Here is a 22,472-nt window from a genome sequence, read left to right as displayed (position 1 = left end):
GTCGGGCGGGCCTGCCGCGCCCGGGCCGCCGCGCCGGCCGGCGGTGGTCACCACGGCGGCCAGCCCGGTGGTCAGCGGTACGGCGGCGATCAGGCCCAGCGTCGCCACCGCGCTGCGGACGATCTCCTGAGCCATGAACTCGCTGGTGAGGATCTCGCCCACCGGACGGGAGTCGGCGACCAGCAGGAGCAGCAGCGGCAGGGACGCGCCCGCGTACGCCAGCACGATGGTGTTGACCGTGGAGGCGATGTGCGCCCGGCCCACCCGGGTGGCGGCCCGATAGAGCTGCCGCCGGGACAGCCCCGGGTTGGCGTGCGCCAGCTCGGTGACGGTGGCCGCCTGGGTGACCGTGACGTCGTCCAGTACGCCCAGCGAGCCGATGATGATGCCGGCCAGCAGCAGTCCGTGCAGGTCGACGTCCCGTTGGAACATGGACAGGGTGGTGGCGTCCTCGCTGCCGAAGCCGGTCAGGTGGGTGGCCGCGGTGGCCAGCGTGCCGAGCACCCCGGTGAGCACCAGGCTGCCCAGGGTGCCGAGGACCGCCACCGAGGTCTGCGCGCTGACGCCGTGGGTGAGGTAGAGCACCACGAACATGATCAGCGCGGCGCCGACGATCGCGACCAGCAGCGGCGGCTGGCCGGCACCGATCCCGGGGAGCACGAAGCCGAGCAGCACGGCGAAGCTGGCGACCAGGCCGCCCAGCGCGGCCAGCCCGCGCCACCGCCCGAAGGCCACGATGGCGACGGCGAAGAGCACCGCGAGCCAGACCAGCGGCGTACCCCGTTGGTGCTCGGCGATGTGGTAACTCTTCGCCGCCGGGTCGGCCGGGTCCATCAGCTCGACCAGGATGATCTTGTCGCCGACCTCCACCCGGGGCGCGCCCGGCCCGGACGGGACCGGCGCCTCGACCTGGCGGCCGGCGTCCGGCCCCTGCTCGGCGGCGACGGTGACCGTGCCGCAGGGGCCGTCGGACCCGCCCCCCTCCGGCGTCTCCGGCGTATCCGGGCACGGCTCGGTGACCACCCGGGCCACGGTGCCCTGGTAGCGCGGCAGGTCCGGACCGCTCGCCGGATCCCCGCTGTCGCGCGGCCACAGCACCAGCGCGGCGATCACCGTCACGGCGAAGAGCGGCACCACCGTGGCGACCAGCAGCCGCCGTACGCCCGGCGGGGCGGACGGAGCGGGACGAGTGTGGTCGGCGCCCATCGCGAGTCTCCCAACGATTCACCGCGGGGTACGTGTCACCCGATCGGTTGGTGGGCCGGCCGGGGTGCCCGCGAGGTGACGCAGGCCGGGGTCGTCGTCGGGAATGGTAGCCAGCCGGACCGGCGGCGCGGCCGACCCGGGGCCGGCGGTTCCGCCTGGGCCGCCCGGCGGCACCCGCTACCGTGGTTGCCGTGGTGACCGAGGCGGCGGTGACCGGACGGTGGGTCCGGCTCCTGCTGCTGCTCTGCACCCTGGTCGGGTTGACCGCGATGCACACCCTCGGCCACGGCACGCACACCCCGGCCGACCACGCCACGCCGCACGGGACCGGCCACCACCCGGCCGCCGTCGAGCCGGCGGCCACGTGGGCCCTCGCCGGGATGACCGGTCGCACCGATTCCGACCCGATGGCGGGCCTCCCCGCCCTCGTGCGCGCGGTCTCCGGCTGCCCCGGTGACGCCTGCCACCTGCGCGCCCTGCCGCTCGGTGACCTGGGCGGCCACCCGTCCGGGTGGGCGGTCTGCCTGGCGGTGCTCGGCGCTTTCGCCGTCGTGCTGCTGCTCGCCGCGCTGCTCCGGGCCCGGTCCCGGACCGCCGGCCCGATCGCCGCTGGTCCGCTCCGGCTCGCCGCCGGGCCGCGCGCCCCACCCGGCCGGCCGTACGGACTACGCCTCACCGCGGTGTCGGTGCTGCGCAGATAGGAGCGCCCGACGCGGGTCCGCCCGAATGTCGGCCCGCGTCCCCGCCCGCTGCGTACGTTCCGACACCGAAAGGCCTTCCACCGTGTTCACTCGTACCCTCGCACGTCGGGCCGCCCTGGCCGGCGCGACCGTCACCGCCGCACTCGTCCTCGCCGCCTGCGGCGGCGACCACTCGACGTCCGGCTCCGGCCACGGCATGCCGGGCATGGGCGGCACCGGCACGCCCGCCGCCGGGGCCTCCGCCTCGTTCGGCGATGCGGACGTGATGTTCGCCCAGATGATGATCCCGCACCACCAGCAGGCCGTGGCGATGGCGGAGCTGGCCGAGAGCCGGGCCGCCGACCCGGAGCTGAAGAAGCTGGCCGCCCAGATCAAGGGCGCCCAGGCGCCGGAGATCGCCACCATGTCGGGCTGGCTCACCGCCTGGGGCCGACCGGTCCCGTCGGCGAGCGCCGGGCACGGTATGCCGGGGATGGATCACGGGATGCCAGGGATGATGTCCGACGCCGACATGGGCAAGCTCGCCGCGTCGTCCGGCACGGATTTCGACCGGCAGTTCCTGACCATGATGATCGCCCACCACGAGGGCGCGATCACCATGGCGAAGGACGAGCTGGCGCAGGGCGCCAACCCGGCCGCCAAGGCGCTGGCCCAGCAGATCGTCACTGCTCAGCAGGGTGAGATCGACACCATGAAGAAGGTGCTCGACCGGCTCTGAGCCGAAGGAGCCGGGTGCCGGGGTCGTGCGCGACCCGGGCACCCGGCGTCGGCCGGATCAGGCGAGGCCGGCGCGGCGGCGCCGGTACTCCTCCTCGTCGATCTCACCGCGGGCGTACCGCTCGTCGAGGATGCGCCGGGCCGAGGAGGGGGCGTTGCCGACGCGGTCCCGCTCGGTGAGGCGGAACATCAGCCACACCAGCCCGATCAGCACCACCAGCCCCAGCAGGGACCAGATCCACATCCAGCCCATCATCGGGCCGTTCCACATCATCTGGCCGCCTCCCGTCCGTAGCCGAGGGCCGGCCGGTCCGGCGCGAGGGTGGCGCCGGCCCCGGTCGCCACCTCGAACGTACGTCGTCGGCGGCCGGTCCCGGCCGGGTCGGTCGACCCGATCCGGAGGACGGAAGTCCTGGTCAGCCGCGCTTCATCAGCCGGCCGACGGCGGCCATCATCTCGGTCGCCATCTCGTCGGCGCGCCCCTCGGCGGCACCCTCGTGCATGCAGTGCCGGGCGTGCCCGTCGAGCAGGCCGAGACCGACCTTGTCGAGGGCGGCCTGGATGGCGGAGATCTGGGTCAGCACGTCGATGCAGTAGCGGTCGTCCTCGACCATCTTCTCGATGCCGCGGACCTGGCCCTCGATACGGCGCAGCCGCGCGAGCAGCTGGTCCTTGCTGGCGGTGTAGCCCCGGGTCGGGGTCGTGGGTGCGGTCATGACAGCCAGGATAGCGTACCCCTCGGGGGTATGGTACTGTCGCATCAGTCGCTGATACCCCCACCGGGTATTTGCGGCGTCAAGAGTGGCAGCCGTCTCTCTGTTTCTTACCCCTGGGGGGTATAAGATGGGGCGGCAGGAAGGGAGCAGCGATGGTCACCACCACCTACCAGGTCCAGGGCATGACCTGCGGGCACTGCGTCAACTCGGTCAGCACGGAGGTGGGCGCCCTCGCGGGCGTCACCGACGTGCAGGTGGACCTGGCCTCCGGCCAGGTCACCGTCACCAGCGAGAGCCCGTTGGACACGGACGCCGTCCGCGCCGCCGTGGACGAGGCCGGTTACGACCTCGTCGGGGCGTGACGGGTCCCAGGACCCGAAGGAACCGAGGTACCACGATGAACACGGCGACGAAGCTGAGCGGCTTCGCCCTCGGCCTCGCGGCGGTGTTCGGCACGGCGTACGGGGTCGGTCACCTTGCCGGCCCCGTCGCCCCCGCCGCCGAGACCCGCCACGACGCCACCGCACCCGACCACGACGCCGCCGCCGGCCACGGCGACGGCCACGCCAGCGGCGACGCCGCCGCCCACCTGCCCGGCGGGCTGCTCGTCTCCGACCGCGGCTACACCCTGCAACCGATGACCGCACCCGCCGGCGAGTTCGCCTTCCGGATCACCGGCCCCGACGGCAAGCCGGTCACCCGCTTCGACGTGGCGCACGACAAGCGCATGCACCTGATCGTCGCCCGGCGCGACCTGTCCGGCTTCCGGCACGTCCACCCCGAGCTGGCCGCCGACGGCACCTGGCGGGTCGCCTCGCCGCTCGCCGGCCCCGGCGTCTGGCGGGCGTTCGCCGACTTCACCCCGACCGGCGGGGAGCCGCTGACCCTCAGGCTCGACGTCACCGTTCCCGGCGCGCTCGCCGAGCGCCCGCTGCCGGCGCCCGCCACCAGCACCACCGTCGACGGCTACACCGTCACCCTGGCCGGCGTCCCGCAGCCCGGCCGGTCCAGCCGACTCACCCTGACCGTCAGCCGTGACGGGCGGCCGGTCACCGACCTCCAGCCCTACCTCGGGGCGTACGGGCACCTGGTGGCGTTGCGCCAGGGCGACCTGGCGTACCTGCACGTGCACCCGGAGGGCGCGCCCGGCGACGGGCGGACCCCGGCCGGCCCGGCGATCAGCTTCGCGGCCGAGGTGCCCTCGGCCGGGGCGTACCGCCTCTACCTGGACTTCCGGCACGGCGACGAGGTGCACACCGCCGAGTTCACCGTGCTGGCGGGCGACGTCCCGCCGCCGGCCGCACCGACCACCACCACCGCACCGACCCCGGACGCCGGCCACGGCACCCCGGGTCACGGACACAGCTGACAGGAGGTGCCGCGATGACCTCGACCGCGAAGTCGTTGCCGGTCGCGCCGAATCGGATCGAACTCGCGATCGGCGGGATGACCTGCGCCTCCTGCGCCGCCCGGATCGAGAAGAAGCTCAACCGGATGGACGGCGTCGAGGCGACGGTCAACTACGCCACCGAGAAGGCCACCGTCCGGTACGCCGACGACATCACCCCGGCGGACCTGATCGCCACGGTGGAGAAGACCGGCTACACGGCCGCCGTACCGCCCCCGCCGGCGCAGGCCGCCGACGGGGCGACGGCCGAGCCGGTGGACGAGCTGCGCGGCCTGCGTACCCGGCTGTGGGTGTCGGTGGCGCTGGCCGTGCCGGTGATCCTGCTCGCCATGGTGCCGGCCTGGCAGTTCGACTACTGGCAGTGGCTGTCGCTGACCCTGGCCGCTCCGGTCGTGGTCTACGGCGGGCTGCCGTTCCACCGGGCCGCCTGGATCAACCTCCGGCACGGCGCGGCCACCATGGACACCCTGGTGTCGCTCGGCACCCTCGCCGCGTTCGGCTGGTCGCTCTGGGCGCTCTTCCTCGGCGACGCCGGGATGCCCGGGATGACCCACCCGTTCCGCTTCGACATCACCCGCACCAACGGCGCCGGCAACATCTACCTGGAGGCGGCGGCCGGGGTGACCGTCTTCATCCTCGCCGGCCGCTACTTCGAGGCCCGCTCCAAGCGGACCGCCGGTACGGCGCTGCGGGCCCTGCTGGAACTCGGGGCCAAGGACGTCGCGGTGCTGCGCGGCGAGCGGGAGACCCGGATCCCGGTGGACCAGCTCGTGGTCGGGGACCGGTTCGTGGTCCGCCCCGGCGAGAAGGTCGCCACCGACGGCGTGGTCGAGGACGGCACCTCGGCGGTCGACGCCAGCATGCTCACCGGCGAGTCCGTGCCGGTCGAGGTCGGGCCGGGCGACACCGTGGTCGGCGCGACCGTCAACGCCGGCGGACGGCTGGTCGTCCGGGCCACCCGGATCGGCGGGGACACTCAGCTCGCCCAGATGGCGAAGCTGGTGGAGCAGGCGCAGACCGGCAAGGCGGCCGTGCAGCGGCTCGCCGACCGGATCTCCGGGGTCTTCGTGCCCATCGTGATCGCCCTGGCCGCCGGCACGCTGGGCTGGTGGCTCGGCACCGGCGCGGGGACGACCGCCGCGTTCACCGCCGCGGTGGCCGTGCTCATCATCGCCTGCCCGTGCGCCCTCGGCCTGGCCACGCCGACCGCGCTGCTGGTCGGTACCGGCCGGGGGGCCCAGCTGGGCATCCTGATCAAGGGGCCGGAGGTGCTGGAGTCGACCCGCCAGGTCGACACCGTCGTGCTGGACAAGACCGGCACCGTCACCACCGGCCGGATGACCCTGGTCGACGTGCTCCCCGCCGCCGGCCAGGACGCCGACGAGCTGCTCCGGCTGGCCGGGGCGCTGGAGGCCGCCTCCGAGCACCCGATCGCCCGGGCCATCGCCGACGGCGCCGCCGAGCGGGGCCCGCTGCCGGCGGTCGGCGGCTTCGCCAACGCGGAAGGGCTCGGCGTGACCGGGTCGGTCGACGGCCGGGACCTGGTCGTCGGGCGGCTCCGGCTGCTGCGGGAGCGGGGTCTCGACGTACCGGAGGAGATCGCGCGGTCGGTGACCGACGCGGAGGCCGCCGGGCGGACGGCGGTCCTGGCCGGTTGGGACGGCCGGGCCCGGGGCGTGCTCGCGGTGGCCGACGTGGTGAAGCCGACCAGCGGGGCGGCGGTCGCCCGGCTGCGCGAACTCGGGCTGACGCCGGTGCTGCTCACCGGGGACAACGCCACCGTGGCGCAGGCCGTGGCCGCCGAGGTCGGCATCGACCAGGTGATCGCCGAGGTGCTCCCGGCCGACAAGGTGGACGCGGTCCGCCGGCTCCAGGCGGAGGGGCGGACGGTGGCCATGGTCGGCGACGGCGTCAACGACGCGGCCGCGCTGGCCCAGGCCGACCTCGGGCTGGCCATGGGCACCGGCACCGACGTGGCGATCGAGGCGTCCGACCTGACCCTGGTCCGCGGCGACCTGATGGCCGCGGTGGACGCCATCCGGCTCTCCCGGCGCACGCTGGGCATCATCAAGGGCAACCTGTTCTGGGCCTTCGGGTACAACGTTGCCGCCCTGCCGCTGGCCGCCGCCGGCCTGCTCAACCCGATGATCGCCGGGGCCGCGATGGCCTTCTCCTCGGTCTTCGTGGTGGCGAACAGTCTCCGACTGCGGGGCTTCCGGCCGGTCGGCTGAGCGCCCGCGCCCGCCGCCGTCCCCGGTGTGTCCGGGGGCGGCGGTGGGCCGTCCGTTCACCCTCGGTGAGGGAACAGTGGGTTGAGCCGCGGACCGACGGGGTACTTCCACATCGTCAGGACGAACTGCTGAGTGGAGGTTCCGATGGGTTACGACGACAAGATCGGCAACGCGACCGAGAACACCGCCGGCAAGGTCAAGGAGGGCGTCGGCCGGGCGACCGACAACGAGCGCCTCGAGGCCGAGGGCCGCAACGACCAGGCCGAGGCCAACATCAAGCAGGCCGGTGAGAAGATCAAGGACGCTTTCAAGAGCTGACCCACGTCGTACCGCTTCGCCGGGCCGGCACCTCGCCGGCCCGGCGTGCTGCGCGCGGACCCGCTGTCCCGCGCCCGCGCCGTCGACTTGGCACACTCGGTCCGACGCCGTCCATCCGGTCCGGGGCGCGGGTGGCGGCACCGTGTCGATGCCCCGGCCGACCACCGGCCGTGACCGACGGCCGACGACCGTACGGGGAGAACGATGACCGCCACCGCCGCGCTCCGCACCGCCGCCCTGGTGACCCTGACCGCGCTCGCCGGCGCCTGCCAGCAGCCCACCGAAGAGGACCGCGCGGCCCCGGCGGGAAGCCCGACGACCGCGCCCACCACCTCCGCCGAGGCCGCCCCGGCCACCGCCGCACCGTCCCCGCAGACCGCCGCGAACACCGCGGAGGTCTGCGCCGCCGTGGACCGGCTCATCATCACCAAGAGCCGGGAGATCGCCGACGACTCCGCAGCGGCCACCCGCAAGCAGCTCACTCCCGAGCAGATCAACGACCAGGTCAAGGCCGACCTCGCCGACCTGGCCGACGACGTACGCGGGCAGGCCGCCAAGGCCGCGGACCCGGAGATCAAGGCGCTCGTCACCGAGGCCGCGCAGAAGATCGACTCCGGCGCGCGGTCGGCCACCCCGGTGAAGTGGCTCAGCTCGACGTTCGTGCAGATCCCGCAGCGGCTGGCCCGGGAGTGCCGCGGCTGACCCGGTAGGACACGTGGGTGACGGCCGGTGCGGGCACCACCCGCACCGGCTCCAGAGTGACGCCGTCGAGCGGCCCGTCGAAGAGGGGCGTGCCCCCGCCCAGGACGATCGGCACCACGTGCAGCCAGAGCGTGTCGAGCAGCCCGGCGGCGAGGTACTGCCGGACCGCGCTCCCACCGCCCGCCACCGCGACGTCCCGGTCGCCCGCGGCGGCCCGCGCCAGTTCCAGCGCCGCCTCGATGCCGTCGGTGACGAAGTGGTACTCGGTGCCGCCCCGCATCACCAGTGACTCGCGCGGGTGGTGGGTCAGCACGAAGACCGGGGCGTGCCAGGGCGGATCGTCGCCCCACCAGCCGGTCCAGTCCGGGTCCCAGCGGCCCTCGCCGCCGCCGAACATCCGGCGGCCCATCACGTACGCGCCGACGCCGGCGGTCAGCTCGTCGACCAGTTCGGCGTCGACGTTGCGCTCGCCACCGGCGAGCCCGTGCTGCGTCCGCCAGCCCTCGGTGGCGAAGAGCCACTCGTGCAGCCGCAGGCCGCCCCGGCCCAGCGGATCCGACTTGCTCTGCCCCGGAGCCGCGACGTACCCGTCCAGCGACACCGAGAGCTGACTGGTCACCTGTGCCATGTCCGGTGGACTCCCGGGGCCGGCGGAACTCATCTGTCGGCGGCCAGCCGCGCGGCGCGTACCTCCAGGTAGCGCTGCTCGGCCAGGCTGGTGGTGGCCCGGGCGGCGGCCAGGTACGCCGCCCGCGCGGCCGCCTGGTCGCCGGCCAGCTCCAGCAGGTGCGCCCGGACGGCGGCGAGACGGTGGTGCCCGGCGATGCGCTCGTCCGCGTCCAACGGCGCGAGCAGGGCCAGCCCGGCCCGGGGCCCGTCCACCATGGCCACCGCGGCGGCCTGGTTGAGCGTGACCATCGGGTTCGGCGCGAGCCGGGCGAGCACCCGGTAGAGCGCGACGATCTGCGGCCAGTCCGTCTCCGCCGCCGACGGCGCCTCGGCGTGCACCGCCGCGATCGCCGCCTGCACCTGGTACGGGCCCGGTGGCGACCAGGTCAGCGCCTCCGTCACCAGGGCCACGCCCGCCTCGATCCCGGCCCGGTCCCAGCGGCCGCGATCCTGCTCGGCGAGCGGGATCAGCTCTCCGCCCGGCCCGGTCCGGGCGGCCCGGTGCGCGTCGGTGAGCAGCATCAACGCCAGCAGCCCGGCGACCTCGCCGTCGCCCGGGAGTAGCCGGTGCAGCTCCCGGGCGAGCCGGATCGCCTCCCCGGTCAGCTCCGTCCGGTGCAGTTCACCACCGCTGGAGGCGGTGTACCCCTCGTTGAAGATCAGGTAGAGCACGTGCAGCACGGCACGCAGCCGTTCGTCCCGGTCGGCCGCCGAGGGCAGGACGAAGCGGGCTCCGGCCGCCTCGATCTTCTGCTTGGCCCGGCGGATCCGCTGACTCATCGTCGCCTCCGGCACCAGGTACGCGCGGGCGATCTCCGCCGTGCTCAGCCCGCCCACCGCGCGCAGCGTCAGGGCCACCTGGGCGGAGAGCCCGAGCGCCGGGTGACAGCAGAGGAAGAGCAACTTCAGCGTGTCGTCGGCGGCCGGCGGCTCCTCGTCGGCGGGCGGTGCGACCCCCGCGTACGCCGGCTCGCGGACCGCCACTGCGACCTCCCGGTCCCGGCGGGCCCGCTCGCTGCGCCACTCGTCGGTGAGCCGGCGGGTCGCCACGGTGACCAGCCAGGAGCGGGGATGGTCGGGGACGCCCTGCGCCGGCCACTGGGTGGCGGCGGCGAGCAGCGCCTCCTGGACGGCGTCCTCACAGGCGTAGAACTGGCCGTGCCGGCGGACCAGCACGCCGAGGACCTGCGGCGCGAGCGTACGCAGCAGGTCCTCGACGACCGGCGAGGTCACATCTCCGTCCCGGCCTGCTCCATCACCGGCCGCACCTCCAGCACGCCGACGCCGTGCGCGACGTCCGGCCAGCTCGCCGCGATCTCGGCGGCCCGCTCCGGGGTCTCGCAGTCGACCATCAGGTAGCCGGCGAACTGCTCCTTGCTCTCCACGAACGGCCCGTCGGTGATCTCGGCCCGGCCGCCGGCACCCGCCCGGACGGTACGGGTCTGCGACGGGTGGGCCAGCGCGTCGCCGCCGACCAGCTCCCCGGACTCGGTCAGCTCCTTCATGATCCGGTCGACGTCGCCGAAGATCGCGTTCCGCTCCTCCTCGGTCAGCTCCTCCACGAAGCCGGGCCGGTTCCAGATCAGCAGCATGTACTTCACGATCCACTCCTCGGGTACTTGGCCACCGGCGGTGGCGCCTCTCGCAGACGGGTCGGAGCCGGCACGCCCGATCCGACATCTTCCCCCGAGAAGAAGTCAGCGGCCGCGTACCGGACGGCGTGGCGGCGCGCCGGCGTCGAGGGAGGCCCGGTCGGCGGCCGAGGTGCCCGAGGTCCAGCCCTCGGCGTCGCGTACCTGGACGCGGTGCCGGGTGACGCCGGGGAAGAGCTGGTCGACCCGCTCCCGCACCGCGTCCGACCGGGCGGCGAGCACCGGGAGCAGCCGCTCGTCGCCCCGCTGCTCGGCTGCCGCCCGCTCCTCGGCCGCGGTGGCCGCCCGCAGCCGCTCCCCGATCCGCAGCGCGAACGCGTGCAGGAACGACTCGTCGTAGCCCCTGGTCCGCCGCCCGCTACCGGTACGCCGCTCGCCCCGCCCACGCAGCATCGCGGCGGTCGCCTGCACCAGCAGCGAGGTGTGCAGCAGCTCGACGGCGGCCAGGTCGGCGGGGAAGCCGAGCACGGTGGCGAAGCCGAGATCGTCGGACCAGACCGACTCGCAGCGGTTCGCCGTCGCCACCTCCTGGATGAGCAGCGCCTTGGCCGCCGCGTACGGGGCGTCGGTGCCCAGCCGGACCCCGCTCGGCCGGTCCGGGCGCTCGGCGGTCGCGTCGAGCAGCGCCGCGTCGATGCTGTGCCGGGCCATCAGCTCCTGCGCCTTCCCGGTCAGCGCCTCGGCCTCGGCGGGGAAGGTGGTCGACTCGGCCTTGGCCAGCAGCGCGCGTACCCGGTCCAGCATCCGTGAGCCGGAGGCCGGGGCGGCGGCGGACCGGGTGACCGTGGTGCTGCCGGGTGGCGGGCGGAGCGCGGCGATCGGCGGCAGCCCCTCGACCAGCCCGAGCGCGTCCACGGCGTCGCGCAGCGCGCTGATCCGGTCACCCCCGGCCCGGCGGTCCAGCCAGCCCGCGTCCGCGTCCCACTCCGCGCCCAGCTCGCCGAGCTGGTCGTCGAACCACTGCGGGACCGGGCCGGGCTGCTCCCGCCGCTGCGCGGCCAGCACGTCCCGGAGCAGCCGGGCGCCCCGCGGCGTCAGCCGCCGGCTGGCGATCCGGTCGAGGTCGGCCGGCTGCCAGCCGCGCGGCCAGAGCCGTCCCGTGGCGCGGACCAGCCGGGCCAGCAGCGCCGCGTCGACCGCCGGGCTGTCGGCGACCACCAGCCGGTCCAGCGCCCGTTCGGCCGCCCGTACCTCGGTGCCGCGGGCCGCCGCGAGGGCGTCGGCGAGCAGCCGTTCAGCGTCCGACACGGGGCGGCCTCCTCGAATTCGTCGTCGTCCCGGCGCACCCGGCATGATCCACCCCGGGCCGCCGCAGATCGGGCCCGTGCGGGGCGGGAACGGCACGAGCTGCCGGGACCCGCCGGCACGACCGTACCGGCGGGTGCCGCCCGGCTGCCCGTGAGTGGGGTCACCATCAACCCACGTGGGGTCGGCGCCCTGCTCACCGGCCCGTCCGGCCGGTACGACGACCCGGTCCCCGCCGAGGACCGGCCCGCTGGCGACGGGTGAATACTGGGCGGGTGGAGAGCACCCGCCCCCGCCTGCTGCTGGTCGAGGACGACCGTGCCCTCACCGGTCTGCTCGCCGACCTGCTCACCGAGGAGGGGTACGCGGTCGACGTGGCCGGCGACGGGCACACCGGGCTGCACCACGCGCTCACCCGGGACTACCAGCTCATGGTGGTCGACCGGGGGCTGCCGGTGCTGGACGGGCTGGACCTGGTCACCCGGCTGCGGGCCCGGGGGGTGACCTGCCCGGTGCTGCTGCTCACCGCGCGCGGCTCGGTGGACGACCGGGTCGAGGGGCTGGACGCGGGCGCGGAGGACTACCTGGTCAAGCCCTTCGAGGTGGCCGAGCTGCTGGCCCGGCTCCGGGCGCTGCGCCGCCGGCACCCCGAGGCGGCCGGCTGGCTGCCGCTCGGCCGGCGCCGGCTGGACGTGGACAACCGCCGGGTGCTCGACGGCGGCGAGGAGATCCCCCTCTCCGCCCGGGAGTTCGCCGTGCTGCACGCCCTCGCCGGCCGGCCGACCAAGACCTTCACCCGGGCCGAGCTGCTCAGCGCCGCGTTCGACCACGCCGACGCCCCGGGCACGGTGGACGCCTGCGTCCACCACCTGCGGCGCAAGCTGGGCCGGGACGCCGTCCGCACGGTGCACGGGCTGGGCTACCGGCTCGGCCCGGGCTGAGGCGGCCGGGGTGGACGAGGCGCGGCTGACCCGTGCCCGGCGGCGCAGCGTGGCCCAGACCGCCGGGGCGATCGGGCTGGTCCTGCTGCTGGTCGGCGCGCTGATGTACGTGCTGACCATCGGGCAGGAGTCCCGGGTGCTCACCGCCGGCCTGACCCGGGTGCTGGCGGTGGCCGAGGACGTGGACGATCCACCGCCCGGCGAGTTCCTCGCCCGGCAACGGCCCGGGGCGAGCAGGGTCGAGGTGACCCCGAACGCGCCTCCCGAGCTGGTCCGGGTGCTGCACGACACGATCCGCCGGTCGCCGGGCCGGTACGACACCAGTCTCGGCGACGACCAGCCGATCCGGGTGCTGGTCGCCCGCCGGGCGGACGGCACCCGGTGGGCCGTCGCCGCCGACCTGGCGCCCCTGCGCCGCCAGCAGGAGCAGCTCGGTCTCGCCCTGCTCGTGGCCGAGCTGGCCGGGCTGGCCGGCGCGCTGGTCGCCGCCGCGTTGCTGGCCCGGCGGGCGGTCGCACCGCTGGCCACCGCCCTCACCCTGCAACGCCGGTTCGTCGCCGACGCCTCCCACGAGCTGCGCACGCCGCTCACCGTGCTGCACACCCGGGCCCAGTTGCTGGCCCGGCGGGTCCGTACCCAGCCGCCCGAGCGGCTCGCCGGGCAGCTCGACCAGCTCGTCGCCGACACCCGGGCGCTCGGTGAGGTGGTCGAGGACCTGCTGGTGTCCGCCGCGGCCGAGCACCAGCCGCTGCCGGACACCGAGGTCGACCTGGCCGGGGTGGCCCGCGAGGTGGTGGCGAGCATGTCCGCGTACGCCGAGGGCCGGGAGGTGGACCTGCGGATCGAGGCGGCCGGGCCGGTCCCGGTCCGGGGCGCGTCCACCGCCCTGCGCCGGGCGCTGACCGCGCTGGTGGACAACGCCATCGGGCACGTGCCCGCCGGTGGGCACGTCACGGTGACGGTCGACCGGCGGGACGGCCGGGTGGCCGCCGAGGTCACCGACGACGGGGTGGGGCTGGACCCGGCCGAGGCGGACCGCCTCTTCGACCGTTTCGCGCACGGCACCTCGGGTGCGGGGCGGCGGTTCGGGCTGGGCCTGGCGCTGGTGCAGCACGTGGCCCGGGCACACCGGGGATCGGTCGAGGTGACCGGCGCGCCGGGCGGGGGCGCCACCTTCACCCTGCTGCTGCCGCCGGCCTGAACCCGGGCGCCGGCGGCCGGTGGGCCAAGAACTTCCCAAGAAACGGTGGGCACTGTGGGGCCGCAGAGTGAAGTCCCCCGATCTTGAGGAGAGATCGTGCCCGACAACGTCAACGGACTGCCCGTACACCCGCTGGTGGTGCACGCGGTGGTGGTCCTCCTGCCGCTGGCCGCGCTCGGCGTGGTGGCGCTGGCCGTCCGACCCTCCTGGCGGGGCCGCTTCGGGGTCCTCGTGGTGCTGATCGCCGCGCTGGCCACCGCCGCCATCCCGCTCGCCACCGACAGTGGCGAGAGCCTGGAGCGCCGGGTGGGTGACCCGGGCCGGCACGCCGAGCTGGGGGACCAGCTCATCTGGTTCGCGGTGCCGCTGCTGGTGGCCGCCGTCGCGCTGTACTGGCTGCACCGCCGGTCCGCCGCCCGGACGACCGACGACACCACCGAGGCCGCGCGGCCGGCCCGGCAGGGTGCACTCGGTGTGGTCGTCGCGGTAGTGGCCGTGGTCATCGCGGCCGCGAACGTCGTGCAGATCTACCGGATCGGCGATTCCGGGGCGAAGGCGGTCTGGAAGGACACCCCGGCGGCCACCGCCGAGCACGGCGAGCGCGGCGGCGACGGCGACTGACCCCGCATCCTGCGCCGCGCGCCCGTCGGTGGTGAGATGGACGGCGGACGCGCGGTGCCGGGGCGGAGGAGGACGACCGCATGGAGTACGTGAAGTTCGGGTCGACCGGCCTGGAGGTGTCCCGGCTCTGCCTGGGCTGCATGAGCTACGGCGAACCGGGCCGCGGCGCGCATCCCTGGTCGCTGCCGGAGCAGGAGAGCCGGCCGTTCATCCAGCAGGCGCTGGAGCTGGGGGTCAACTTCTTCGACACCGCCAACGTCTACTCCGACGGCACCAGCGAGGAGATCGTCGGGCGGGCGTTGAAGGACTTCGCCCGCCGCGACGACGTGGTCATCGCGACCAAGGTGCACGGCCGGATGGGCCCGGGGCCGAACCGGGGCGGGCTGTCCCGCAAGCACATCATGAGCGAGATCGACGCCAGCCTGCGCCGGCTCGGCACCGACTACGTGGATCTCTACCAGATCCACCGACTGGATTCGACCACCCCGATCGAGGAGACCCTGGAGGCGCTGCACGACCTGGTCCGCGCCGGCAAGGTCCGCTACCTCGGCGCCTCCTCCATGTACGCGTGGCAGTTCGCCAAGGCTCTCTGGGCCGCCGAGCGGCACGGCTGGACGCGGTTCGTCTCCATGCAGAACCACTACAACCTGCTCTACCGGGAGGAGGAGCGGGAGATGCTGCCGCTCTGCGCGGACCAGGGCATCGCGGTGATCCCGTGGAGCCCGCTGGCCCGTGGCCGGCTGACCCGGGACTGGGGTGAGCGCACCGCCCGGGCGGAGACCGACGAGTTCGGCAAGGGCCTGTACGCGCGAACCGAGGGGCCGGACCGGGCGGTGGTCGACGCGGTGGCCCGGATCGCGAAGAAGCGGGGCGTACCCCGGGCGCAGGTGGCGCTGGCCTGGGTGGCCCGCAATCCGGCGGTGACCGCGCCGATCGTCGGGGCGACGAAGCCGCACCACCTGACCGACGCGGCGGCGGCGCTGGAGCTGGAGTTGACCGACGACGAGGTGTCCGCGCTGGAGGCGCCCTACGTTCCGCACCCGGTCGCCGGCTTCTGACCCTCAGCTCGGCTCCACCCCGGCCGGCGGGGCCACTCAGGTGACGGGACGGGGGAACGAGGCCCAGATGTTCTTGGTCTCTCCGGTGCCGTACCAGCCGACGGCCAGCGAGACCGACTGGGCCAGGAACAGCCCGCGCCCACCGGAGTCGAGCGGGTGGATGTCGGTCAGCTCGGGCACCGTGCTCACGTCGTGGTCTCCCACGTCGAGGAGGAAGCAGTCGTCGGTGCGCAGGAGGGTGACGATCGTCGGCGGGCGGCCGTGCCGCAGCGCGTTGCTCGCCAACTCGGTGGCGACGAGCACGACGAGGTGCGGCACCTCGTCGAGTTCCTCGCCCTGGACCAAGCCGTGCCGGGCCAGCGCGTCCCGCAGCGAGGCGCGCAGGTCGCGCAGTTCCTCGGGCGTGTCGAGCACCCACCGCTCCAGCTCGGTGGCCTGCGGCGGTGGCGGCGAGGTGCGCAACTGACCCATGATCCCGCTTTACCCTGCGTAGCCACCCGCTAAGCGGCTCCGACCGGCGGAAACCCGGGGGCCCGACCCCCGCCCGTGTCGAGCGGAGGGTCGGGCCGCGACGGTCAACGGCGGAGCAGGGCGAAGATCCCCCAGCCCAGGTACTCCCGCCGGTAGCGGACGTACCGCAGCGGGTCCTCGGTCAGTTCCTGCCGCAGCTCCGCGGCCAGCTCGTCGTCGGGGTTGGCGTCCAGCCAGCGGCGCAGGTTGAGCCAGTGCGCGGCCGCGTACCGGTCCCAGCTGTCCTGGTCGGCGAGGACCATCTCGACCAGGTCCCAGCCGAGTTCGCCGAAGAGCTGCACCAGCCCGGGCAGGTCCCGGAACTCGTCCCGGGACCGGGCGTGCGAGCCGGCCACGGTCTCCTCGTCGGGCGGGTCGCGCCGCCAGTACGGCTCCCCGACCAGGACCATCCCGCCGGGGCGCAGGCTGCGTTCGAGGATCTCCAGGGTGCCCGGCACCCCGTCGCCGATCCAGGTGGCGCCGACGCAGGCGGCCAGGTCGACCGGCTCCTGCGCGACGTACGAGCTGGCGTCGCCGTGCACGAACCGGACCCGGTCCGCGACGCCCAGTTCGGCGGCGCGCGCCCGGGCGGCGGCGGTGTTGACGGTGCTGATGTCGACCCCGGTGCCGGTCACCCCGTGGTCCCGGGCCCAGGTGCAGAGCAGTTCGCCCTTGCCGCTGCACAGGTCGAGGATCGACGTGCCCGGGGTCAGCTTGATCACTCGGCCCAGGGTGGCGAGCTTGGCGTCGTCGATCGGGTTGATGATCCGCAGGTCTCCCTCGCGGATGGTGAACTTACGTGGCAGATCCAAGATGGTCACTCCTGAGGTGCGTTGTCGGTGTGGGAACGGGCTGACGCAGATCGGCTCGGATCGGCACAGTCGGCACGGGCACCAAAACACCCTCTTCAGGCAGTTGGAGTGACGTCGCGGCGAGGCTAGCCGCCATCGCATCGACCGCCAACCGGATTACCGAGCGCATCGGACGGCAGCTGGCAAGTCCGAGAGGTGAGGAGTCGCTCATACCGTGATCGCAGGTGCTGGCTGGGGTGGATCGGGGTACATCCCGGCGATGGGAAAGATGAGTGATCGTTACCTCGGCCGAGTTTCGATGAAGCCCGGACCGGCGGTGGGCCGGGTCGTGGCACGGGCCCGGGTCGGTCACACGACCTCGTCGTCCCAGGTGGACGGCAGCGGCCGGGCCGTGACGAGCGCACCGCCTCCGTCCGCCGAGCCGGTGGACGCGGCCACCAGCATGTTGCAGCCGCCGGACATCACCGGCGCGATCTTCGTGGACCGCTCGGGACGGCGGGGGCGACGGCTGCGCCGGGTCGCGTACGCGCTGGTCCTCGTCGTGTTGCTGCTGCTGGCGGCGTTCTGGGTGCTGCAGTGGCTGGACGTGTTCGAGGCGCTGCCCTGATGGCCGTCTGGCGCGCGGGGCACCGGGTGGACGGGACCGGCGAGGTGCGGGCGGCCCCATCGCCGACGGTCACCGCCTCAGAACGGCGCCAGCGCCGGCGTAACCGCCGGCGCTGGCTGCTGGCGGGCGTGGTGACGTTCATCCTGCTCAACCTGTTGGCGATCGGGGCCTACGCGAACGCCCGCTTCACCCCCGACCACAGGGCCGGCAGCCCGGCGGGCACCGGCGCGGTGCCGGCGAGGGTGCTGGACGGCGGCACCGTGGTCGGCTTCCCGGACGGCCGGTTGGACGCCGAGCGGATGCCGCCGAGGACCATCGCCCTGACCTTCGACGACGGTCCCGATCCGGTGTGGACGCCGAAGGTGCTGGACGTGCTCTCCCGGCACCACGCCCCGGCGACGTTCTTCGTCATCGGCTCGCAGGTCGCCCGCCACCCGCAGCTCGCGGAGCGGATGGCACGCGAAGGCCACGAGCTGGGCATCCACACCTTTACCCACCCGGAGATGACCGCGTTGCCGCGATGGCGGCGGAAGCTGGAGTACTCGCAGACCCAGGCCACGATCGCCTACACGACCGGCGTCACCACCTCGCTGGCCCGGCTGCCGTACTCCAGCGGCGTCGACGCGATCGACGACGCGAGCTGGCCGGTGGTACGGGAGGCCGGGCGGTGGGGGTACGTGTCGGTGTTCAACGACACCGACAGCCGCGACTGGGCCCGGCCGGGCGTCGAGTCGATCATCAGCAGCGCCACCCCGGAGGGGGACCGGGGTGCCATCGTCCTGATGCACGACAGCGGCGGTGACCGGTCCCAGACGCTCGCCGCCCTGGACCGGTTCATCCCCGAGATGCAGGCCCGGGGCTACCGGTTCACCACCGTCTCCCAGGGGCTCGGCCGGCCCGCCGCGGACGCCGCCGTGCACCTGGACACCCTCGACGAGGTACGGGGGGCGCTGCTGGTCTGGGGGGTGCGGGCGGCGGACGAGACGATCCACCTGCTATGGCTGCTCCTGATCGTGGTCGGGCTGCTCACCCTGGGCCGCACCCTGCTGCTCTTCGGGTACGCGCTTGCGCACGCCCGCCGCCGCCGGGCGCCGACCTGGTCCTGGGGCGGCGAGGTGAACGACCCGGTGACGATCATCGTGCCGGCGTACAACGAGCGGACCACCATCGCGGCGGCAGTGCGGTCCCTGGCCACCGGCACTCATCCGGGCATCGAGGTGCTGGTGGTCGACGACGAGTCCGACGACGGCACCGCCGAGGAGGTGGAGCGGCTCGGCCTGCCCAACGTCCGGGTGGCCCGGGTCCCGGGCGGCGGGAAGGCCGCCGCCCTCAACGCCGGGGTGGCGCTGGCCCGCAACGACCTGCTGGTGATGGTGGACGCCGACACGGTGGTCGAGCCCGACGCGATCCACCGCCTGGTCCAGCCCTTCGCCGACGCGAGGGTCGGCGCGGTCGCCGGGAACGTCAAGGTGGGCAACCGGCGGCGGCTGCTCGGCCGCTGGCAGCACATCGAGTACGTGATCGGGTTCAGCCTGGACCGGCGGCTCTACGACACGTTGCACTGCATGCCCACCGTGCCGGGAGCGCTCGGCGCCTTCCGCCGGGAGGCCGTCCGCGCGGCCGGCGGGCTCAGCCGTGCCACCCTCGCCGAGGACACCGACCTGACCATGGGCATCCACCGCGCCGGCTGCCGGGTCGTGTACGAGGAGAGCGCCGTCGCCCGCACCGAGGCACCGGCCACCCTGCCCGAGTTGTGGCGGCAGCGCTACCGGTGGAGCTACGGCACCATTCAGGCGCTCTGGCGGCACCGCCGGGCGATGGTGGAAGGTGGGCCGTCCGGGCGGTTCGGCCGTCGCGGCCTGCCGTTCATCGCCCTCTTCTCCGTGCTGCTGCCGCTGCTCGCGCCGGTGGTGGACATCTTCGCCGTGTACGGGCTGTTCTTCCTCGACCGGTACGAGACCGTGGTGGCCTGGCTGGCGCTGCTCGCGATCCAGACCGTCACCGCGATCCTGGCCTTCCGGCTGGACCGGGAGCGGTTACGCCCGCTGTGGGCGCTGCCGTTGCAGCAGTTCCTCTACCGGCAGGTGATGTACCTGGTGCTGGTCCACTCGGTGATCACGGCGCTCAGCGGCGGCCGGCTCAAGTGGCAGAAGCTGCGCCGCACCGGCGAGGTGGCGATGGCGCAGCCGCAGGTGGTCAGCTGACCGGCGCATCGGCCCGGGCCGCCGCGGCCCGGGCGGCCGGCGGCAGCCTGGGTGCGGCGGTGATCAGGGCGCGGGCCTGGGCGGGTGAGAAGACCCCTGCCGCCGGCTCGTCCCGCCCGCACGGGCCGTCCGACTCCCCGGGGTTCTTGATCCACAGCAGCGCGGCCACCCGGTCCAGCTTCGGGTCGGTGCTGGGTGGCTGGCCGAGGGCCTGCGGGGACGCGTTGCACCACTGGTCGTCGGGCGGGGCGGGCAGGCCGTTGCGGGCGGTGTCGATGACCATCTCCCGGTCCCCGACCAGCCTCGACAGGCGCAGCCCCCACCGGTGGCTGTCGGCGGTCGACTGCCGGTTGGCGACGTTCACCGCGAATCCCTCCGCGCGGGCGATGCCGGCCCGGCGCAGCCGTCCGGCCATCTCCTCCGGGGTACGCCAGCGCGAATTTCCCGCGTCGAGGTAGACGTACTGCCCGGCGTCGGTCAGCCGGCGGGTGGCATCGGCCAGCAACGCGGCCCGGCCGTCGTCGAAGCACTCGTCGGCCACCGCGTCCGGCTCCAGGATCACCACCGTCCGGCTGTCCCCGAGCGCGGCCACGGTCCGGTCGATGAAGCGGGCATAGGCACCGGCGTCGGCGGCGCCGCCCCCGTCGGGGCCGCCGCAGTCCCGGTTCGGCACGTGATAGACGACGAGGACCGGCAGCGCCCGCCGATCGCGGGCGGTGTGCAGGTATCCGGCCAGGTCGGCGAGGTCCGCCGGTCCGGTCAGCCAGCGGGCCTGCGGGGTGTCCGCGATCGGGTCCAGCCAGCGGGCTTCGTGGTCGTCGCGCCAGTGCGCGGCCGGGCTGTCGGCGTCGACGAGCAGGGACGCGCCCCGGAACGGGTGGCGCAGCGGTACGTACTCGGCGCCGCCCCCACATCCGCCGAGCCCGACGGCGAGCGCCACCGCCGCCAGGGCGGCGGGAAGCGGGTGTCGGCGCACCGGAACACGGTAGGCCGGGTCCGGGCGCCCCGCAGCGGAGGAGCACCCCGGCCGACCCGTCGGGTGGCATGATGTCCGGCGTGTCCGCCGCCCGTGACCTGCACAGCGCCCCCGTGGATCCGCCCACGACGGCCCTGCCGCCGGTGCGCCCGGGCGGCAGCCGCCACCGGGCGCCGGACGACGGGCGCCGGCTGATGTGGCTGGCGGTCGGGGGAGCCGCGGTCGTGGCGCTGGTCGCCGTGTTGACGCTCGCCCTCGGCGGCGGGGACGACGCCGCGCCGCCGGTCGCCGTCGGCACCGTGGCGCCCACCGAACTCCTGCCGCCGGACGAGCCGTCGGAGCTGCCGTCGTCCCCGGCGTCGCCGACCCCGCCGCCCACGTCGGCATCGCCGACCCGGGCCCGGACGGTTGATCCGGCCCGCCTGCTGGCCGCCCTGAACGGCACCGTGGACGGGCTGGTGCGGCAGGGTGAGCTGCGTCGCAACGACAGCCAGGACCTGCGCAAGCGGCTTCGCGAGGTGGAGCGGCTGCTGGCCGCCGGCGACGTCGCGCAGGCCCGGGCGCGGCTGCGCGACTTCACCGACCGGGTGGCCGACCTGCGTCGGCGGGGCCGGCTCGACGGGTCGGGTTACGACGCGCTGATCGCCGCGACGGGCGAGCTGGCCCGGGCGCTACCCGCTCGCTGACCGCCCACCGGTGGGCGGCCCACACCGGCCGCGGCCCGGAGGTGTTGACCGCACGGATATCAGCTGTGGTCTATGTCACGTTAGCGTTCCCGCACGCCGGTCGTCCCGCCGGCGCTCCGACGGGAGAACGCCATGAAGACACCGTGGAAAGCCGCCACCATCCTCGCCGCGGCCCTCCTCCTGGTCCTGCCCGGTGGCGCCGCCGCCCGGGCCGCGAGCACGCCGTACACAAAAACCCCGGTCGCCGGCTCGCTCGGCACCTACAACGTCTCCGCCGTGCACGTCGCCGGGGTCTCCTCCGGCGGGTATATGGCCACCCAGCTGCAGGTCGCGTACTCGGCGCGGATCCGGGGCGCGGCGGTCTTCGCCGCCGGCCCGTACTACTGCGCCCAGAACAACGTCTCCCAGGCGCTCTACGGCTGCGGCGACAACATCTACCCGACCTACGTGTCCACCCTGGAGAGCTACACCCGCAGCTGGGCGTCGTACGGCTGGATCGACGGCACCGGCAACCTCGCCGGCCAGCCGGTGTACGTCTACCACGGCGGCAGCGACAGCACGGTGAAGAAGTCCGTCACCGACGACCTGGTCCGCTACTACCAGGACTTCGGGGCCAGCGTCCGCTACGACTCCGGTAGCGCCGCCGGCCACTCCTGGGTCACCCCGTACGGCACGGTCGGCTGCACGGCGACCGCCTCGCCCTTCCTCAACGACTGCGGCACCGACCCGCAGGGCGCCTTCCTCGGCAAGCTGCTCGGTTCGGTCGCCGCGCCCAACACCGGCCCGCTCGGCGGCACGCTCATCCGGTTCACCCAGGACACCTTCGCCACCAACGGCTGGGCGAACGGGCTGAGCATGGACGCCAACGGCTTCGCGTACGTCCCCAGCGCCTGCGCCGCCGGCAACAGCTGCCGCCTGCTGGTCGCCCTGCACGGCTGCGCCCAGGGCTACGCCAAGGTCGGCACCGCCTTCGTCGACCGGGCCAACCTCAACCAGTACGCCGACACCAACCGGCTGATCGTGCTCTACCCGCAGGCCGTCGCCACCGGGGTGAACCCGAACGGCTGCTGGGACTGGTGGGGCTACCTCGGTGCCACCAACTACCCGATCAAGGGCGGCTACCAGGTCGAAACGATCATGAACATGGTCCGCCGCCTGGACGGCTGATCCGGCGATCCGGCCCGTACCGCCGGTGCGGGCCGGACGCTCCTATGCCGCGTCAAGTAGTCGGGGTGGGTTTTCGAGGCGTCGGTAGAGGTCTCGGGCGATGTAGCGCTTGAGGCAGCGTTTG

Annotated in this window: 25 protein-coding genes; 15 read left to right on the top strand and 10 right to left on the bottom strand. The window is 74.4% G+C overall.

Annotated elements, in window-relative coordinates; genetic code table 11:
- Window positions 1-1,206 (bottom strand): YibE/F family protein (locus ACWEVO_RS06490; protein ID WP_452306551.1); only part of this gene is annotated, 1,206 nt, incomplete at its 3' end.
- A 191-nt stretch (window positions 1,207-1,397) separates the two neighbouring features.
- On the opposite strand from ACWEVO_RS06490, the gene ACWEVO_RS06485 reads away from it, so the two are divergent.
- Together ACWEVO_RS06485 and ACWEVO_RS06480 are read left to right on the top strand one after the other, a co-directional pair.
- Entirely contained in the window at window positions 1,398-1,907 is a 510-nt protein-coding gene (locus ACWEVO_RS06485; protein ID WP_452306550.1) for a hypothetical protein, read from the top strand.
- A gap of 82 nt (window positions 1,908-1,989) precedes the next feature.
- Window positions 1,990-2,625, top strand: a complete 636-nt coding sequence (locus ACWEVO_RS06480) for a DUF305 domain-containing protein (RefSeq protein WP_452306549.1) — start codon at window positions 1,990-1,992, stop codon at window positions 2,623-2,625.
- Window positions 2,626-2,682: 57 nt separating this feature from the next.
- On the opposite strand, the gene ACWEVO_RS06475 is transcribed toward ACWEVO_RS06480, so the two are convergent.
- On the bottom strand, window positions 2,683-2,868 hold the full coding sequence (locus ACWEVO_RS06475) for an SHOCT domain-containing protein (RefSeq protein ID WP_452306548.1): 186 nt from the start codon (window positions 2,866-2,868) through the stop codon (window positions 2,683-2,685).
- Window positions 2,869-3,040: 172 nt separating this feature from the next.
- Window positions 3,041-3,340: a metal-sensitive transcriptional regulator gene (locus ACWEVO_RS06470; RefSeq protein WP_046568942.1), complete on the bottom strand. Its 300-nt coding sequence runs from the start codon at window positions 3,338-3,340 to the stop codon at window positions 3,041-3,043.
- A 152-nt stretch (window positions 3,341-3,492) separates the two neighbouring features.
- Here ACWEVO_RS06470 and ACWEVO_RS06465 point away from each other — a divergent pair, with 152 nt between their 5' ends.
- From ACWEVO_RS06465 to ACWEVO_RS06445, 5 genes are all read left to right on the top strand, one after another.
- On the top strand, window positions 3,493-3,702 hold the full coding sequence (locus tag ACWEVO_RS06465; protein ID WP_123239534.1) for a heavy-metal-associated domain-containing protein: 210 nt from the start codon (window positions 3,493-3,495) through the stop codon (window positions 3,700-3,702).
- 35 nt (window positions 3,703-3,737) lie between these two features.
- The gene (locus ACWEVO_RS06460) at window positions 3,738-4,709 is read left to right on the top strand and encodes a hypothetical protein (protein ID WP_452306547.1); all 972 of its coding nucleotides are present in this window, start codon (window positions 3,738-3,740) and stop codon (window positions 4,707-4,709) included.
- Between the two features lie 14 nt (window positions 4,710-4,723).
- Complete coding sequence (locus ACWEVO_RS06455) at window positions 4,724-6,979, top strand: heavy metal translocating P-type ATPase (RefSeq protein WP_452306546.1); 2,256 nt, start codon at window positions 4,724-4,726, stop codon at window positions 6,977-6,979.
- A gap of 144 nt (window positions 6,980-7,123) precedes the next feature.
- Window positions 7,124-7,297 carry a CsbD family protein gene (locus tag ACWEVO_RS06450; RefSeq protein WP_452306545.1) on the top strand — a complete coding sequence of 58 codons (174 nt, stop codon included), beginning with the start codon at window positions 7,124-7,126 and terminating at the stop codon, window positions 7,295-7,297.
- Between the two features lie 204 nt (window positions 7,298-7,501).
- Window positions 7,502-7,999, top strand: a complete 498-nt coding sequence (locus ACWEVO_RS06445; RefSeq protein WP_452306544.1) for a hypothetical protein — start codon at window positions 7,502-7,504, stop codon at window positions 7,997-7,999.
- On the opposite strand, the gene ACWEVO_RS06440 is transcribed toward ACWEVO_RS06445, so the two are convergent.
- The 4 genes from ACWEVO_RS06440 to ACWEVO_RS06425 form a co-directional block, all read right to left on the bottom strand.
- Window positions 7,944-8,627: a dihydrofolate reductase family protein gene (locus tag ACWEVO_RS06440; protein ID WP_452306543.1), complete on the bottom strand. Its 684-nt coding sequence runs from the start codon at window positions 8,625-8,627 to the stop codon at window positions 7,944-7,946. The two genes, ACWEVO_RS06445 and ACWEVO_RS06440, sit on opposite strands and share 56 nt — an antisense overlap.
- A gap of 29 nt (window positions 8,628-8,656) precedes the next feature.
- On the bottom strand, window positions 8,657-9,901 hold the full coding sequence (locus tag ACWEVO_RS06435) for an RNA polymerase sigma factor (protein ID WP_452306542.1): 1,245 nt from the start codon (window positions 9,899-9,901) through the stop codon (window positions 8,657-8,659).
- Entirely contained in the window at window positions 9,898-10,260 is a 363-nt protein-coding gene (locus tag ACWEVO_RS06430; RefSeq protein ID WP_452306552.1) for a YciI family protein, read from the bottom strand. The genes ACWEVO_RS06435 and ACWEVO_RS06430 overlap by 4 nt, the downstream gene beginning before the upstream one ends.
- Before the next feature lie 105 nt (window positions 10,261-10,365).
- Window positions 10,366-11,568 carry a DUF2786 domain-containing protein gene (locus ACWEVO_RS06425; protein WP_452306541.1) on the bottom strand — a complete coding sequence of 401 codons (1,203 nt, stop codon included), beginning with the start codon at window positions 11,566-11,568 and terminating at the stop codon, window positions 10,366-10,368.
- 272 nt (window positions 11,569-11,840) lie between these two features.
- Between ACWEVO_RS06425 and ACWEVO_RS06420 the strand changes: the two genes are divergently transcribed.
- The 4 genes from ACWEVO_RS06420 (at window position 11,841) to ACWEVO_RS06405 (ending at window position 15,386) form a co-directional block, all read left to right on the top strand.
- Window positions 11,841-12,506 (top strand): response regulator transcription factor, encoded by a 666-nt coding sequence (locus ACWEVO_RS06420; protein ID WP_452306540.1) that lies wholly within the window; start codon window positions 11,841-11,843, stop codon window positions 12,504-12,506.
- Window positions 12,507-12,516: 10 nt separating this feature from the next.
- Entirely contained in the window at window positions 12,517-13,707 is a 1,191-nt protein-coding gene (locus ACWEVO_RS06415; protein WP_452306539.1) for a sensor histidine kinase, read from the top strand.
- Window positions 13,708-13,803: 96 nt separating this feature from the next.
- On the top strand, window positions 13,804-14,328 hold the full coding sequence (locus ACWEVO_RS06410) for a DUF2231 domain-containing protein (RefSeq protein WP_452306538.1): 525 nt from the start codon (window positions 13,804-13,806) through the stop codon (window positions 14,326-14,328).
- An 80-nt stretch (window positions 14,329-14,408) separates the two neighbouring features.
- A complete protein-coding gene (locus tag ACWEVO_RS06405) occupies window positions 14,409-15,386 on the top strand; it encodes an aldo/keto reductase (RefSeq protein ID WP_452306537.1) in 978 nt (325 codons plus the stop codon).
- A 36-nt stretch (window positions 15,387-15,422) separates the two neighbouring features.
- Here ACWEVO_RS06405 and ACWEVO_RS06400 read toward each other — a convergent pair whose 3' ends face one another.
- Together ACWEVO_RS06400 and ACWEVO_RS06395 are read right to left on the bottom strand one after the other, a co-directional pair.
- Complete coding sequence (locus tag ACWEVO_RS06400) at window positions 15,423-15,857, bottom strand: ATP-binding protein (RefSeq protein ID WP_452306536.1); 435 nt, start codon at window positions 15,855-15,857, stop codon at window positions 15,423-15,425.
- Window positions 15,858-15,961: 104 nt separating this feature from the next.
- Window positions 15,962-16,717 carry an SAM-dependent methyltransferase gene (locus tag ACWEVO_RS06395; RefSeq protein ID WP_452306535.1) on the bottom strand — a complete coding sequence of 252 codons (756 nt, stop codon included), beginning with the start codon at window positions 16,715-16,717 and terminating at the stop codon, window positions 15,962-15,964.
- A 259-nt stretch (window positions 16,718-16,976) separates the two neighbouring features.
- On the opposite strand from ACWEVO_RS06395, the gene ACWEVO_RS06390 reads away from it, so the two are divergent.
- Window positions 16,977-17,315 (top strand): hypothetical protein, encoded by a 339-nt coding sequence (locus ACWEVO_RS06390; protein ID WP_452306534.1) that lies wholly within the window; start codon window positions 16,977-16,979, stop codon window positions 17,313-17,315.
- Window positions 17,315-19,519 (top strand): bifunctional polysaccharide deacetylase/glycosyltransferase family 2 protein, encoded by a 2,205-nt coding sequence (locus ACWEVO_RS06385; RefSeq protein WP_452306533.1) that lies wholly within the window; start codon window positions 17,315-17,317, stop codon window positions 19,517-19,519. The genes ACWEVO_RS06390 and ACWEVO_RS06385 overlap by 1 nt, the downstream gene beginning before the upstream one ends.
- Here the strand turns inward: ACWEVO_RS06385 and ACWEVO_RS06380 are convergent.
- Complete coding sequence (locus tag ACWEVO_RS06380; RefSeq protein WP_452306532.1) at window positions 19,512-20,495, bottom strand: glycoside hydrolase family 6 protein; 984 nt, start codon at window positions 20,493-20,495, stop codon at window positions 19,512-19,514. The genes ACWEVO_RS06385 and ACWEVO_RS06380 overlap by 8 nt on opposite strands.
- 80 nt (window positions 20,496-20,575) lie before the next feature.
- Between ACWEVO_RS06380 and ACWEVO_RS06375 the strand changes: the two genes are divergently transcribed.
- Together ACWEVO_RS06375 and ACWEVO_RS06370 are read left to right on the top strand one after the other, a co-directional pair.
- Window positions 20,576-21,181, top strand: coding sequence for an FIMAH domain-containing protein (locus ACWEVO_RS06375; protein WP_452306531.1), 606 nt, complete (start codon window positions 20,576-20,578; stop codon window positions 21,179-21,181).
- A 132-nt stretch (window positions 21,182-21,313) separates the two neighbouring features.
- Window positions 21,314-22,348: an extracellular catalytic domain type 2 short-chain-length polyhydroxyalkanoate depolymerase gene (locus ACWEVO_RS06370; protein WP_452306530.1), complete on the top strand. Its 1,035-nt coding sequence runs from the start codon at window positions 21,314-21,316 to the stop codon at window positions 22,346-22,348.
- The last annotated feature ends 124 nt before the right edge of the window (window positions 22,349-22,472 follow it).

This window comes from Micromonospora sp. NPDC003776 (assembly GCF_053605645.1).
The sequence above is the reverse complement of the archived record's forward strand: the minus strand, read 5'-3'. Positions and strand labels throughout refer to the sequence as shown.